The 14,406-nt window shown below is 44.0% G+C and carries 12 protein-coding genes and 1 tRNA gene; 9 read left to right on the top strand and 4 right to left on the bottom strand.

Translation table 11 applies throughout. The features are described 5' to 3' along the window. Positions 1-101 precede the first annotated feature (101 nt). Positions 102-1,616 (top strand): ATP-dependent helicase, encoded by a 1,515-nt coding sequence (locus tag ACTJLE_RS05465; RefSeq protein ID WP_481267779.1) that lies wholly within the window; start codon positions 102-104, stop codon positions 1,614-1,616. Here the strand turns inward: ACTJLE_RS05465 and ACTJLE_RS05460 are convergent. After that, entirely contained in the window at positions 1,613-3,406 is a 1,794-nt protein-coding gene (locus ACTJLE_RS05460; RefSeq protein ID WP_481267778.1) for a zinc-dependent metalloprotease, read from the bottom strand. The genes ACTJLE_RS05465 and ACTJLE_RS05460 overlap by 4 nt on opposite strands. Before the next feature lie 177 nt (positions 3,407-3,583). Here ACTJLE_RS05460 and ACTJLE_RS05455 point away from each other — a divergent pair, with 177 nt between their 5' ends. After that, the gene (locus tag ACTJLE_RS05455; RefSeq protein ID WP_481267777.1) at positions 3,584-4,480 is read left to right on the top strand and encodes a YlbL family protein; all 897 of its coding nucleotides are present in this window, start codon (positions 3,584-3,586) and stop codon (positions 4,478-4,480) included. Between the two features lie 100 nt (positions 4,481-4,580). Here the strand turns inward: ACTJLE_RS05455 and ACTJLE_RS05450 are convergent. Continuing rightward, positions 4,581-4,654: transfer RNA gene (locus tag ACTJLE_RS05450), tRNA-Val, on the bottom strand. Positions 4,655-4,775: 121 nt separating this feature from the next. On the opposite strand from ACTJLE_RS05450, the gene ACTJLE_RS05445 reads away from it, so the two are divergent. The 3 genes from ACTJLE_RS05445 to ACTJLE_RS05435 are packed head-to-tail and all read left to right on the top strand — an operon-like array spanning position 4,776 to position 7,794. Continuing rightward, positions 4,776-6,239: a DivIVA domain-containing protein gene (locus tag ACTJLE_RS05445; RefSeq protein ID WP_481267776.1), complete on the top strand. Its 1,464-nt coding sequence runs from the start codon at positions 4,776-4,778 to the stop codon at positions 6,237-6,239. An 11-nt stretch (positions 6,240-6,250) separates the two neighbouring features. Then, a complete protein-coding gene (gene recO / locus ACTJLE_RS05440; protein ID WP_481267775.1) occupies positions 6,251-6,997 on the top strand; it encodes a DNA repair protein RecO in 747 nt (248 codons plus the stop codon). Between the two features lie 2 nt (positions 6,998-6,999). Beyond that, positions 7,000-7,794, top strand: a complete 795-nt coding sequence (locus tag ACTJLE_RS05435) for an isoprenyl transferase (protein WP_119486817.1) — start codon at positions 7,000-7,002, stop codon at positions 7,792-7,794. Between the two features lie 28 nt (positions 7,795-7,822). Here ACTJLE_RS05435 and ACTJLE_RS05430 read toward each other — a convergent pair whose 3' ends face one another. Beyond that, positions 7,823-8,227: an MTH1187 family thiamine-binding protein gene (locus tag ACTJLE_RS05430; RefSeq protein WP_481267774.1), complete on the bottom strand. Its 405-nt coding sequence runs from the start codon at positions 8,225-8,227 to the stop codon at positions 7,823-7,825. Positions 8,228-8,368: 141 nt separating this feature from the next. Between ACTJLE_RS05430 and ACTJLE_RS05425 the strand changes: the two genes are divergently transcribed. The 4 genes from ACTJLE_RS05425 (at position 8,369) to ACTJLE_RS05410 (ending at position 13,049) form a co-directional block, all read left to right on the top strand. Continuing rightward, complete coding sequence (locus ACTJLE_RS05425; RefSeq protein ID WP_481267773.1) at positions 8,369-9,889, top strand: glycine--tRNA ligase; 1,521 nt, start codon at positions 8,369-8,371, stop codon at positions 9,887-9,889. 102 nt (positions 9,890-9,991) lie between these two features. Next, entirely contained in the window at positions 9,992-11,146 is a 1,155-nt protein-coding gene (dusB, locus tag ACTJLE_RS05420) for a tRNA dihydrouridine synthase DusB (protein ID WP_481267772.1), read from the top strand. 202 nt (positions 11,147-11,348) lie between these two features. Then, complete coding sequence (ftsZ, locus tag ACTJLE_RS05415) at positions 11,349-12,566, top strand: cell division protein FtsZ (RefSeq protein ID WP_481267771.1); 1,218 nt, start codon at positions 11,349-11,351, stop codon at positions 12,564-12,566. Positions 12,567-12,590: 24 nt separating this feature from the next. Next, positions 12,591-13,049, top strand: coding sequence for a cell division protein SepF (locus ACTJLE_RS05410; RefSeq protein ID WP_481267770.1), 459 nt, complete (start codon positions 12,591-12,593; stop codon positions 13,047-13,049). Positions 13,050-13,113: 64 nt separating this feature from the next. Here ACTJLE_RS05410 and trmB read toward each other — a convergent pair whose 3' ends face one another. Then, positions 13,114-13,932: a tRNA (guanosine(46)-N7)-methyltransferase TrmB gene (gene trmB, locus ACTJLE_RS05405; protein WP_481267769.1), complete on the bottom strand. Its 819-nt coding sequence runs from the start codon at positions 13,930-13,932 to the stop codon at positions 13,114-13,116. Positions 13,933-14,406 lie beyond the last annotated feature (474 nt).

The following is a 14,406-nucleotide window of genomic DNA, read 5'->3' as shown; positions in this document are numbered from 1 at the left end:
CAGTAATACAAAGCACCGAAATTTTGCCAATTTTTTGTAAGTTATCCACATATTTTTATTTGGCTTGCACAAGCGTCTCTACTACTGCAACAATAGTAAATATGAATTCTTCGCAAGTAACTTCGCCAGAATCGCTTTTAGATGGGTTGGATGATTCTCAACGTGCTGCGGCTTTAGCAGTAGAAGGCCCAGTGCGAATTATTGCTTGCGCTGGAGCTGGTAAAACGCGTACTATTACGCGACGAATTGCGTACGCTTGTGCTAGCGGTAAGTGGGATCCTGAGCGAGTGCTGGCAGTTACTTTTTCTGTAAAAGCTGCTGCGGAAATGCGCTCTAGAATTGAGTCTCTTGGTGTTGAAAATATTGGCTGTGTTGCAACTTTTCACTCGGCTGCTTTGCAACAAATTCGTAGCGTTTGGAGCGATGTTTGTTCTGCGCCTTTTCCGTTTATTATGGACGATCCTAAGCAAATAATATCCGCAGCTCTTAAGCGCTACCCAGATTTTGCGGATATGACTTTGTTGCAAACTCGCGATATTTTAGCAGAAATTAATTGGGCAAAAGTATCTTTAATTTCTCCGGATGATTATTTGCGCGTGTGTGCTGCAACGCATCGAACGCCTCCTGCAGGATTGGAGCCGCAACAGTTTGTTGACGTTTACGAAGCTTACGAAATCGAAAAAAATGCGCATAATTGCATCGATTTTAACGATATTCTTCTGCTTGACTGCCATATTTTGCGAAATTTTCCTGAAGCTTCTAGACGCATTCGCCAATCAATCGGCTGGATTACAGTCGACGAATATCAGGACGTATCTCCTTTGCAACACGAATTATTGCGATTGTGGATGGGGCAAAACCGCGATATTTGCGTCGTAGGGGACCCTGCACAAACTATCTACTCGTTTGCAGGCGCAAGTAGTTATGATTTACTTGCTTTTCCGCAAGAATTTTCTCCTATAAGTGCCGATATTAGTTTGAATACGGACTACCGTTCCACAGAGCGCATAGTTGGTATCGCTAATCGCGTGCTTTCGTCTTCTCCGTATAAAAAAGATTATGTAAAAGTAAAAGCAGTTAGTAATGGTGGCGCTCGCGTTACGAAACAAGTTTTTGCTACCGATATTGACGAAGCGCTTGGTGTAGCGCAGCAAATTAGTAAGCTTGTACAAAGCGGAATAGCTAAGCCGGGAGAGTGCGCAATACTGACTCGAACTAATGCGCAGCAGCAAGTTGTGTGCAATGCGCTAAAAGCAGCTAAGTTGCCTTATAGAGTGCGCAGGGATGTTGGTTGGCAACGAAGCGTTTTAGACGATTCTAAAGGTGAAGGTACTCATAATCAATCTGACGTATTTGCAGCATCTGATATTTCAACGGTTACAGTTTCTACGATTCATGCAGTTAAGGGCTTGGAATTTGGGCATGTTTACGTGATTGGTTGCGCAGAAGGTTTAATACCTTTCGGTTCTGCTTCTACGGATGAAGATATAGAAGAAGAGCGCAGGCTTATGTATGTTGCTGTAACTCGAGCGGAAAAAACGCTTCATCTTTCTTATGCGTCTCGAAAAGATGCGAATACTGGAATGAATCGAGCGCCTAGCCGATTTTTGGCTTAATTTTCGTCAGCTCCGTTACTTCCGTTACTTCCGTCACTTCCGTTACTTCCGTCAGTTTTATCGTTTCCGTCGGCTTCGCTAGCTTCGTCCGAGTTTTTTCTTTGCTCCTTTTGGCGAGCGTCTTCTTCTAGCAGCTTGCTAAGCTCTGCGTCCCAATCGTTTACGCCCAAATCGTCTTCTGTTAATTTTTCAAAAGATTTTTCGATATGAGTATTTTTGGCACTGCCAGTAGCACTTTCGCTACTTTCGCTACTTTCGCTACTTTTTTCAGATTTTTCAGTAGATTGATTAGATTGATTAGATTGATTAGATTGGTTTACTGCAGCGCTTTCCTTAGTGCTTTCAGAATTTTCCGTAGTGTTCTTCGTAAAGCTATCAGCAGCTGCTGCGATATCTTCTGCTGCAACTTCTACAGCATCTTCTGCCGCAATTTCTGCCGCATTTTCGCTACTATCTTTTGCTTTTGTTACTTCATTCGCATCTTCCGGCAAAGTTGGCAACAAATCTGGGTGACTCCACAAATTGTCGCGCTCTTCAATACCGCGCTCGCGAGTAAGCTTTTCCCACAATTGTGTTGCTTCTCGCATACGGCGAGGGCGCAAATGCAAGCCAAGTAGAGATTCAAACGTAACTTCCGCAGGTCCTCCTGCAGCGCGCTCGCGTCGCATCATTTCTCGCAGCTGCTCAATATGCGCAATATGTGCCATTCCAGCTTGCCATGTAACGCAATCAACCCATCCTTCAACAAGCGCAAGCAAGGTTTCTAAACTATGCAATGCTTGGCGCTGCTCTTCGGAATCGTTATTGCCAATATTTTGCAAATTCACAGCGCCCGAAATAGCTTCCGGATTCATTGTTTCCACATCTCGAAGCTGATCTTCCATAGCTTCCAAATCAATACTTATTCCGTTAGCATACTTAATAATCAACGCTTCAAATCGCGGCATCAACCATGGCACAGACGCAAACAGTCTTGCGTGAGCTGCTTCGCGCAAAGCCAAGTAGTTCATTACTTCAGTAATTTCTAATCCCCATACTTTCGCGTACTCAATGCAATTGTATGGAATTAATCCTCCAGCAGGATTTTGCAATAAAGCAAGTCCTTGATCAAAACTGCCATGAACTTCATGCGAAAGTTCGCCTGCAGCTTGCCCTAATTGCATAGCAAACGAAGTATTTCCAAGTAATTTCATTAATTGCGCAGGATTATTCATTCCATCTGGCAGCGGAATCGGCACAACTCCTGCAAAAAGCCCCTTTACTTCAGCATCGTCAATGCCTTGGAATCGCTCTTCAATAACAGAAGTAAGCGCTTCATTCACTGATTTTGCCACAGGATTAGCGAATTTTACCCACGCTCCTAATGTTTCTTCAACCCAATCTGCGCGTGACAGCACAGCAGGAGTGCCGCTTGCAGGATTAAATTTGCACGTAATGTCAAGCCACAAGTTTGCTTGACTTAATGCACGGCGCGTAGCATCCGCCACTTCTGCATTTACGTTACCTTGATCTCCGGTTGCGCGCTGTAAAGCAATTGATTGCGCTAATTTTCGGTTGATTGGCCCTTCTTCAAGCGTTGCTTCCATTTCGTGAGGATTATTTAATCCGCCAGCGCTGAACGCTTGCATCATTGAGCGCACTTCATCCGGCTTAGGTAGTTTATCTGGAGTCTGATTTAATAGTTGCTCACGTAGCTCAAAAGGAAGTTGATCAAGCTGTTTCCATGCTTCTTCGCCTTGTATTGGCCCAAAGCATTCAATAAGCCATTGGTGAATTGCATCATCATTCATGAGTGTATCCTTTGTGCTACGAACTTAAGGCAAATGCTTTTATGTTGTGTGCATTTGTTGTGTTCATTTGCTTAATACTTAAATATTCTACTAGATAATGTGGTTTTGCAAGGTAAATAAGGTAAATATTGTTATAAACTCATTTTAAAACTAGAGGGGTTGTGTAATGATACAAGCATGCTAGGGTTTTCTGCGTTTAATAATGCATTACGTAAGGTTTGTGGAGCATCGTTGAAGTTTCTGCGTTTTATAATATCGTATTTTGAATCGCATTCTTACCGTTATTTTGCAGGACTTTTTATTGTAGTAGTTGCGTTATTTGCGTTAATGCTTCCTAGCGCTTATGTTGTTGAGGAGCCGGGGCCGACTCAAGACGTGTTGGGATCTTTATCAAATACTCCCGTAATTAAATTGCGTGGATTGAACGGTAAGAAAGTAAAAGAGCATAAAGATACTGGTAAATTATTGCTTTTAACTGTTAACACTTCTGGAGTTCCAGGTTATGAAGTTTCAACTTCGTACGCGCTTTTTTCTTGGATGAATCCTAGGCGAGAAATAGTTCCGCGTGAAGCGCTTGTGCCTGCAAATCAAACTGCAGACGAATACGATAAAGAATCTACTAAAGAAATGGATACTTCGCAAAGTGTAGCGGAAAAAGTTGCTCTTCAATACGCAAAAAAGCATCTTAAAATCAACACGGATGGTGTAAAAGTTGGTTTGCATATTGAAGATATTGGCGGTCCTTCTGCTGGAATGATGTATACTCTTGGAATTTTAGATAAGCTTACGCCTGAAAACGAAACGGGCGGAAAAACTATAGCTGGCACTGGAACTATTGAAAAATCGCAAAAAATTGGTGCTATTGGCGGAATTCGTTTAAAGATGATTGCAGCTAAAAGAGATGGAGCCACTTGGTTTTTAGCGCCTAAAGATAATTGTGATGAAGTAGTTGATAATGTTCCTGAAGGATTGCGAGTTGTGCGCGTGAATACTATTGATGAGGCTTATAAAGCTTTGAAAGCTATAGGTTCTGGGCGCGGAGCAAATAAATTACCAAGCTGCAGTGCTAAATAAAAACAAGTAAGTAAAGCAAGTAAGTAAAGCAAGTAAGTAAAGCAAATAAAACAAATAAATAAAACAAATAAATATAAACGAATCTAAATCAAACGGAAAGTGGGCGATGAGGGACTCGAACCCCCGACATCCACCGTGTAAAGGTGGCGCTCTAGCCAGCTGAGCTAATCGCCCGTTTGCAACAAAGTAAAAACATACATGATGGTATGTACGAATGCGCGTAAGCGTGGCGCGCGTCTCAACAATCGCGTACAGTATACTGAATAAGAACATGTGCTCAGGAGGTCGATATTCGATGGCTCAAAAACCTGGTACCGCTCGCAATAATTCAGGTATGGAGCGTGTTGGTAAGCGTAAGTTAGGCTATAACGTTTCGCAGGTGAATGCTTTTCTAGAGCGTGCGCACACTCTGTATGAAAGTGAAGATACTCGACTTACACAGCAAGATATTCAGGATGTTTCTTTCGATCTTGAACGCAATGGTTATGTTATTGGCCAGGTAGATGCAGCTTTATCTCGTTTGGAGCGTGCAGTTGTAGACAAATGCACTGAAAGAGAGATTGCACAATATGGTCGTGTTGTGTGGAAAGCTCGCGTTGAAGATACATATCGTAAACTTCTTCAGCATGCTCAGCGTGATTATCGCGATCGTTTCGACAGCGGTCTTTCTAGACGTCCTTCTTATGCGCGTAAGCAAGTTGATATTATGGTTGATCAAGCGCTTGATAAGATTGCGTTTATGCTTGGTCACGAGCCTGAGTGGGAGACTGACGAAGATACTTTGCGAGATATTGATGCAGAGTATGTTTCTAACGTAATTTTCACTCAAAAAACTGGCAAGCATGGTTACGACGAGCGTCAAGTTGATTACTATTTGAATGCTTGCATACGTTTGCTTAGTAGCCTTGAGTCTTTTGAGCGAGTAGAACAGTATGTTGATGCTGATATTAGCAGTTATGCTCCTGCTAGCTTTGTGGCTAATCCTCAGCCTAAGCCTCAGTCTCAGCCGCAGCTTCAGAGTGTTGAGCCTCAAATGCAAGCCGCATCTGCAAATAATTTTGAAGTAGCACAGACTGATTTTGCACAATCTGCAGTTGCTCCATCATTTAGTCCTGCAATTAAATCTGCTCTTGTAAATAATGGAAATGTAGATTCTGCGTCTTCCGTATCTTCCGTATCTTCTGAAGATTCTGCTGATGTTGTAAATAATTCTCAAGCTGTTGATGCTTTGCCTAAGGTTACGCGCGCTCAATCTGTTCCTCGCGTACCAGATCACGACAAGCAAAGCATTTTTGCGCCTGTTGATTACAACAATCAAGCTTCTAGCGATTCCTTCGAATCTTTGCACCAGTCTGAACGCGCAATCTTTACTCCTCATACTTCAGCGAATAAACCTTCGAATGCTCTTGATGATGCAGATAGCAATGATGAGCTTTTGCAAAGCGCTACTGTAATGCAAAACACAACTAATCCTGCAGTAATTCCTCCTTCTTTCGCTCCTACTTATCATCGTAATGTTGTTAAGCCTGCAGATAGCGAAAGTTCTGCTTCTGCAATTCCTTCTTTCCCTCCTGCAGCTCCAGCGAATCGAACTTCGCTTCCTAATCCTCCAATGCCTATTATGCATTTAGAGCCTAGTAAGCCATTAAATTTGGATATTCCAGATCTTTCGTTCCCTGTTATGGGTCATGTGGATGAATCCAATGATTTTAATGACGACGATAGCGACGACGACACAAGCGATAGCAATCGACTGTAATAGTTTGATTCATGCCGTTATATCGTGATGAAGCTGTTGTGCTTCGTGCTTTTCCTTTGGGTGAAGCAGACAGGATTCTTGTACTCCTTACAAAGCGGCATGGCAAAGTTCGTGCTGTTGCGAAAGGTGTGCGTCGCATTAAGTCGCGTTTTGGTGGACGTCTTGAGCCTCTTATGCGCGTTGACGTGCTTTTGGCGCAAGGCAAATCTTTAGACGTTGTATCTCAAGCTGTTTCGATTGATGCGTATGCTGGCGAAATTTGTGCAGATTATACGCTGTATGAGTATGCGAATGTTATGTTGGAAGTTGCAGATTTGCTAGTTTCCAACGAATATACGGATGAGTATATGCGCGAATATCAAGATACTTCAGGGCAGTATCGTTTGCTTACTGCAGCTTTATCTTCACTTTCGAAACATAAGCATAAGCCGGATGCTATTGGAATATCATACGTTTTGCGAGCGCTTTCGATTGCTGGTTGGTCGCCTCGTTTAAAAACTTGCGTTGTTTGTGGAAAATCTGATGGCTTGTGCTATTTTTCGCCAGCTGCAGGCGGAATGATGTGCTCGAGCGACCACACTCCTGAGTCGATTATTTGCTCTAACGAAACGCGATTGCAATTATGCGCGCTTTTGCAAGGAAATTGGCTTTATATTGACGGCGTGTCAATAGATTCTTCTACTGTTCATTGCACCAAATTGTGGGCTGAATATTATCTTGAGCGTCCAATTCGTTCGCTGGGGTTGTTACATTCTTAAGTATGGCTTTTGAAAATGTGGATTATACTTCGCTTAATATTCCGGCGGCTCCTTTTAGTGACCCTTCTCGCATACCAGATTTTCCTAAGGGTAAGGTTCCTCGCCATGTTGGCGTGATTATGGACGGTAATGGTCGTTGGGCTAAAGAGCGCGGAATGATTCGCACAGAAGGCCACAAAGCTGCAGAGCCTGTTGTTTTTGACACTATTGCCGGCGCTATTGAAGCTGGAGTGCGCTACTTAAGCTTATACACTTTTTCTACGGAAAATTGGAAGCGTTCTCCGCAAGAAGTGCGCTTTTTAATGGGATTTTCTAGGGATATTATTCACCGCAGAGTTGCGCAAATGAACGAGTGGGGAGTGCGCGTGCGTTGGGCTGGAAGGCGCCCGAAATTGTGGAAGTCTGTTATTGACGAGTTGGAAAAAGCTCAAGAAATCACTAAAAACAACAAAACTATTGACGTTGTTTTTTGCTTAAATTATGGCGGTCGAGCGGAAATTGCGGATGCGTGTGCGCAAATTGCTAAAGAAGTTCAGAGCGGCAAAATTAAGGGCGATCGTGTTACTGAAAAAATGATTGCTGAGCATTTGTACAATCCAGATATTCCAGATTGTGATTTGGTTATTCGCACTTCCGGCGAGCAGCGCACAAGTAACTTTTTGCCTTGGCAAGCGTCCTATGCGGAGCTTGATTTTGTGCCAGAACTATTTCCAGATTACGGCCGCGAAGCACTATGGAGGTCGATTGACCGTTATGCGCATCGCGACCGACGTTTTGGCGGCGTAAAAAACGCTTAATGCTTAAACGCTTAATGCTTAAACGCGCTTAATCTTCGTTGTTTTTGCGTTCTTTAAGAATTTTATCTACAAGAGCTGCTTTTGCGTCAATCTGGCCGCTGAAACCAGGGCGAATATCTAGCTTTAGAATTACGCCCGTTCGGTAGCCTTTATTAACTAGCGTCATAGTTGCGTCACGAACAACGCGCATAACGTCATCAAATTCGCCCTCAATATTGGTGAACATTGCGTTAGTTTCGTTTTTTAATCCAGAATTGCGAATAACTTGCACAGCGTCCGCGACGTATTCGCTTAATTCGTCGCCAACTCCGCTAGGAGCAATGCACAATGCCGCAACCGTGTTGGTTTTGTGCTCGCTCGCATTGTCGTTCGCATTCTCGTTTGTGTTCTCGTTTGTGTTCTCGTTTGTGTTCTCGCTATTATTTTCACTCATAGCAACAATCCCTTTAAACTCGCGCCACATTAAACAAATTGTAATATTTATATTATTTTGATAATTCTACAAGCGTCACAGGGTTTTTCTATAATGGCAACGTTTTCACCCAAATTTTCTAGTTTTACGAAAAGGTGTATTGTGGCTGTTTCAAAGCTTGATGAAGTCGTGTCCTTGGCTAAGCGTCGAGGTTTTGTGTTCCCAGCTGGCGAAATTTACGGCGGCACTCGCTCCGCATGGGATTATGGTCCGTTGGGCGTTGCGTTGAAGGATAATATCAAGCGCGAATGGTGGCGCTACATGGTAACCACGCGCGGCGATGTTGTTGGCGTGGATACTTCCGTTATTTTGCCTTCTCAAGTGTGGGTTGCTTCCGGCCACGTTTCCGTGTTTAACGATCCTTTAATTGAGTGCTTGAACTGCCATAAGCGTCATCGCGCAGACAAGTTGGAAGAGTCTTATGCCGAAAAGCATGGCGATAAAATGCCAGAAAACGGCTTAAAAGATATTGCTTGCCCAGATTGCGGCACTCGTGGAAACTGGACTGAGCCGCGCGACTTCAACATGATGCTTCGCACTCATTTAGGACCTGTTGAAGATGAAAACAGCTTGCACTATTTGCGCCCGGAAACAGCTCAGGGCATTTTCGTTGACTTTAAGAACGTTATGACTTCTACTCGCCAAAAGCCGCCTTTTGGTATTGCAAATATTGGTAAGTCTTTCCGTAACGAAATTACGCCTGGAAACTTTATTTTCCGCACTCGCGAGTTCGAGCAGATGGAAATGGAGTTCTTCGTTGAGCCTGGAACCGACGAAGCTTGGCATCAGTATTGGATTGACACTCGCGTTCGCTGGTATGTGGATTTGGGTGTGAAGCCAGAAAACTTGCGCATGTATGAGCATCCTAAGGAGAAGCTCAGCCACTATTCCAAGCGTACTGTCGATATTGAGTACAAATTCGGCTTCCAAGGATCTGATTGGGGAGAGCTTGAAGGTATTGCAAACCGTACTGACTACGATTTGTCTGCTCACGCTAAGCATTCCGGTGAGGATTTGAGCTACTTCAACCAAGCTACTGGCGAAAAGTACGTTCCTTACGTTATTGAGCCTGCTGCTGGTCTTACGCGCTCGCTTATGGCATTCTTGGTTGACGCTTACGACGTTGATGAAGCTCCAAACACTAAGGGTGGAGTTGATAAGCGTACTGTTCTTCGACTTGATCCTCGTTTGGCTCCTGTTAAGGCTGCAGTTTTGCCATTGAGCAAGAAGCCAGAATTGCAGTCTGTTGCTCAAGATTTGGCTGCAGATTTGCGTCAGCATGATTGGGTTATCGATTACGACGAAGCTGGCGCTATTGGTCGCCGTTATCGTCGCGAAGACGAAATCGGCACTCCTTTGTGCGTCACAGTTGATTTCGATACTTTAGACGACCATGCTGTTACAATTCGCGAGCGCGACACAATGCAGCAGGAGCGCGTTTCTTTGGACAAGGTTGCAGATTACGTTGCTAGCCGCATTAACGAAAAGCGCGTTAAGTATCCGCAAGGTCCTGTTGAAATCGTTGGTACTCGTGCAGCTGACGGTGCTACGGATATTGCCAAAGAAGCAGGCGAAGACGAATCTCAGCCTGTTAAAATCGCAACCGCTGGCGGATTGTACTAAATCGCGCTTAAGCATAGCTTAAGTATCACTTAAGCATCACGTAAGCATAACTTAAGTATTAATAAGCAAAAATATTATTAAAATGAACGGAGTTAAAGCAATATGAATTTTTCTATAAAACCAGTGGATTTAGGGAAAGTTCATATTGCTACTCCTGTTGTTTTATCTCCAATGGCTGGAATCACCAACTGGCCATTTCGCGTAATCTGCCGAGAATTCGGTCCGGACGGCCTTTACGTAGCCGAAATGATTACAGCTAGAGCATTAGTTGCAAGAAATCCAAAAGCTCTTAGACTTTGCCGTTTTGCTCCTAGCGAAAAAGTGCGCTCACTGCAACTTTATGGTGTAAATCCTTCTATTGTAGAACAAGCTGCTCGAATTGTTGTTGACGAAAACATGGCTGACCATGTTGACTTAAACTTCGGTTGCCCGGTTCCTAAAGTTACAAGACGCGGCGGCGGATCTGCTCTTCCTTGGAAAACAGATTTGTTGCAAGAAATTTTGCATCGCGTTGTTTCTGTATGTGAACCTGCAGGAATACCAGTTACAGCTAAATTCCGCGTTGGAATTGACGAAGACCACGAGACTTTTATGCAAGCTGGCCATATTGCTCAAGAAGAAGGATGCGCTGCTGTAACTTTGCACGCTCGCACAACTGCAGAATATTACGGCGGTCATTCAGATTGGCAGCGTATTGGGGAGCTTGTAGAAGCTCTTAATATTCCTGTTTTTGGAAACGGTGATATTTGGGGTGCTGAAGATGCGCTCGCAATGTTTAAAGAAACTGGTTGCGCAGGAGTTGCTATTGGTCGCGGATGCCAGGGTAGGCCTTGGATTTTTGCGGATATTCGTAACGCTTGCGAGGGAAGTAGTGAGCGCGTTAACCCAACTTTGGCGGAAGTTGGTTCAGTAATTTTGCGTCATCTTGAACTTTTGGTTGAGTTTTATGATGGTGACGAGCGTATGGCTGTTCACGACTTGCGTAAGCATATTGCTTGGTATTTGAAGGGATTCCCAGTTGGTGGCGGCACTCGTAAAGCTTTTATGGAATGCGAGTCTATTGAGGATGTTAAGCGTAATCTCAACATGCTTGATGGTTCTCTTCGCTTGCCAGAACAAGTATTAGACACGCCGCGCGGTCGCGTGCGTTTTGCTAAAAAAGTTCATTTGCCATACGGCTGGTTGGATTCTCGTACTACAAGTCACGAAGAGCGAGAAGCTTTATTTGGCGACGACCCTATGGATGCTAGTTACTAGAGTTTTCTAGGCTTCTTATGCTTTTTTCGCATAAATTATTTCGCAAGTATATAAAGAAAAATACACCTAGTTAATATTTGCGTATAGCCCGGTGTATTATCAAAGAAGTGACATTTTTTCAGTTTATTGTGAAAACGTCGTCAGTATCGAGCGTTTTGCGCTAAAATATTGTGTAAACGTGCGTGAGTGACAGGAGACAACGGTGAGCGAGATTGCCCAGACTGACAATTTCAACGACAAAACCATCATCAAGGTAGTCGGCGTCGGTGGTGCCGGCGGTAACGCTGTCAATCGGATGATCAGCGAGGGTCTACAGAATGTCGAATTTGTAGCCATTAATACTGACGCTAAAGATTTGCTGCGTTCTGACGCTGATGTAAAGATTTCATTATCTGATGCTTCAAGTCGAGGTCTTGGTGCTGGTGCTGACCCTGAGAAAGGTGCAAAAGCTGCTCAGGATCATCAATCTGATATTGAAGAGGCACTTAAGGGTGCCGATATGGTATTCGTAACATGCGGTGAAGGTGGTGGCACAGGCACTGGTGCAAGCCCTATTGTTGCTCGTGCTGCACACCAACAAGGCGCGTTAACTATTGCTGTAGTTACACGTCCATTTGGATTTGAAGGTCCTCAGCGTGCTGCATCTGCGAAACTTGGTATTGAAAATCTTCGTAAAGAAGTCGATGCATTAATCGTAATTCCAAACGATCGTTTGTTGGAAATTTCAGATCGCACCATCGGCATTATTGACGCATTTAAGACAGCAGATACTGCTTTGCTTGCAGGCGTGCAAGGCATTACGGATTTGATTACTACAAATTCGTATATTCATGTTGATTTTTCCGATGTTACAGCAATTTTGCGTGGCGCTGGTACCGCACTCTTTGGTATCGGTTCAGCTAAGGGCGAAGATCGCGCAACTCAGGCTGCTGAAATCGCTATCAGCTCGCCTCTTCTTGAGGAAAGCATTGAAGGTGCTCACGGTGCTTTGATTAACATCGCAGGCCCAAGTGATTTGAAGCTTCAGGAAGCTTCCGCTGCAACTGAGCTTGTTCGTAAGGCTATTCATCCAGAAGCTCAAATTATTTGGGGTCTTTCCTTGGATGATTCTTATGGTGACGAAGTGCGCGTAACTGTGATTGCTGCAGGTTTTGATGCTCATCCTAAGGCTGATGAGTCTTCTGCTCAAGCTGGTCAGTTTGTTGACATGCAAGCAGATGTGAAGCCTGTTGCTCCAGCGCAGTCCACTGCAGTTGTAAATAACGAAGTTCATGCTGCTGCACAAGCAGAACAGCCTGCCGCTATGCCTTCAATGTTTGACAATGTGGCAGGTCAGAATTACGTTGCTGCACAAACTCCTGTGCAACATCAAGCTGCCGCTGAACCGGATGAATTAGATATTCCTGATTTTCTGCGTTAAGCATAACGAGAGGAGGGTTGCTTCATGGCTGGCTTTATGAAGAACGTGATGTCATACGTTGGTATGGCAGATGTGCCTGAAGATGATAACTATGTCGAAGCTGATGTTCCTGAAACTTCCTTTGACAATGATCGTTCGGTAACTCCTGTTGTGCCACAACGTAATGATGATTTGCATTCTGGAACTACGCGAGCAAGTATTAATCGCATGAGCCGTATTACTACTATTCATCCAAAGTCTTACGATGATGCGCAAATGGTTGGCCGTGCTTTACGAGACGGCATTCCGGTAGTTTTAAATCTTACCGGCGTAACAGAATCCGTTGCGTATCGCATTGTTGATTTTTCTGCTGGTGTAGTATTCGGCGTACGCGGTTCAATAGAGCGTGTAACTCCTCGCGTATTCTTGTTAAGCCCTGCGCAAGTAAACATCAAGGTAGAGAACAATACTGACGGCAATAATACTCGTGACTTGTTCTCTTAAAAATCTTGTTACTAAATAAAATTAATTAAGCAGCGTTTGTTTAATAACTTTCGCTGCTTTTTATTTATTTCGTAAGATAAGTGAAGTCGTGAATCGTGCGACCAGCATCCAAACCTTTACGCTCAAAATTCGTAAGAACGCGACCATCAAATCGCTCAGATTCGCTAAAATCTGCGTGTGGAAGATCCGCAGCTGTGTCAGCCGTGCCTTTTCCAACGTGCTCAATTGGAAGACTTACTTTTAATTCGCCAATGTTTGCGAAATCTTCGCGAGAATCCATAATCTCGTGCACGTGCAAAGCGTAATCCTCAATATCTGTAGCAATGCGCCAAACGCCCTCTTTACGCAACGCCTGGTGGATTGTAGAGGCAAGCTCTGGCTGCACAATACGACGCTTATGGTGGCGCATTTTAGGCCATGGGTCCGGGAAGAAAGTCCAAACTTCTTCTAAAACTCCGCGTTCACAAGCTGCGAAAAAATCAGGAGCGTTAATTTGTGCAATACGAAGATTAGTTAAACCTTGTTTTCCAGCTAAAAGCATTGTGTGAGCTACGCCTGGATCATAAACTTCAAGTGCCAAAAAGTTAGTTTCAGGAAGACGTTCGGCTGCTGCAACAATATTTTCGCCCTGTCCGGAGCCGATTTCAACAATAAGCGGATTATTATTGCCCCACTTATCGCTAATCCAATCAGACGTAATGCGCAAATTTTCGCGCAATCTAAAAGAGCCAGTAGCTTCAGTAACGTCTAGTAGGTACTGACTTGCATAACGCTCCTGAGCGTGCTGTAAACGCGCATCTAAGCGTCCAGAACGACGCACGAACGACAATACGGTGCGTTGCTTGGCTTGCATAGTGTTTTCGTTTTCATTTTCACTGCTCATTAGATTACTTTCGTTATTCGGCTATACGCCTTTAGTTAAATTTGCATGATTTTAGTCATGCTCGTATGCATTGTTTTATGCTACCAAAAAGTATACATAATTGTTCTTTTCTGCTGATTAGTGAACACTAGCATTCATGCTACTGCTCACACCACACCAGGCACTCATACCTACGCACCCACCCGCAGCTTAATTACGTTACTTTAGTTGCAGGAATATTCGTGTGGTAGAGATTTGAGATTTTTCGCACTGAACGAAGGCGGACGTCAGAGCCGAAGGCTGCTGACAAGCCGAGCGAAGAAGAAAAATCGAAAAATCTCTGCGATAAAACACGGTTATTAAAGATTAAACACGCAGAGTTTGGGGGATTTCTCTACGAGCGCTAAAAGAGGACTGAGGAAGCTACGTTCTTTAAAGAACAAAGCAGACAGTAAAGTCTTTAACAGCTAGAGCGACGAAGGACGGGAACGCGCG

It is taken from the genome of Gardnerella sp. CCPDSM, from assembly GCF_056754715.1.
The sequence above is the reverse complement of the archived record's forward strand: the minus strand, read 5'-3'. Positions and strand labels throughout refer to the sequence as shown.

Bases quoted from the DNA above. Each gene is read 5' to 3' on its own strand.
- ACTJLE_RS05445 (WP_481267776.1), top strand. From the start codon at position 4,776: ATGGCTCAAAAACCTGGTACCGCTCGCAATAATTCAGGTATGGAGCGT.
- dusB (WP_481267772.1), top strand. From the start codon at position 9,992: ATGAATTTTTCTATAAAACCAGTGGATTTAGGGAAAGTTCATATTGCT.
- trmB (WP_481267769.1), bottom strand. From the start codon at position 13,932: ATGAGCAGTGAAAATGAAAACGAAAACACTATGCAAGCCAAGCAACGC.
- ACTJLE_RS05430 (WP_481267774.1), bottom strand. From the start codon at position 8,227: ATGAGTGAAAATAATAGCGAGAACACAAACGAGAACACAAACGAGAAC.
- ACTJLE_RS05410 (WP_481267770.1), top strand. From the start codon at position 12,591: ATGGCTGGCTTTATGAAGAACGTGATGTCATACGTTGGTATGGCAGAT.
- ACTJLE_RS05435 (WP_119486817.1), top strand. From the start codon at position 7,000: ATGGCTTTTGAAAATGTGGATTATACTTCGCTTAATATTCCGGCGGCT.
- recO (WP_481267775.1), top strand. From the start codon at position 6,251: ATGCCGTTATATCGTGATGAAGCTGTTGTGCTTCGTGCTTTTCCTTTG.
- ACTJLE_RS05465 (WP_481267779.1), top strand. From the start codon at position 102: ATGAATTCTTCGCAAGTAACTTCGCCAGAATCGCTTTTAGATGGGTTG.
- ACTJLE_RS05460 (WP_481267778.1), bottom strand. From the start codon at position 3,406: ATGAATGATGATGCAATTCACCAATGGCTTATTGAATGCTTTGGGCCA.
- ACTJLE_RS05455 (WP_481267777.1), top strand. From the start codon at position 3,584: ATGCTAGGGTTTTCTGCGTTTAATAATGCATTACGTAAGGTTTGTGGA.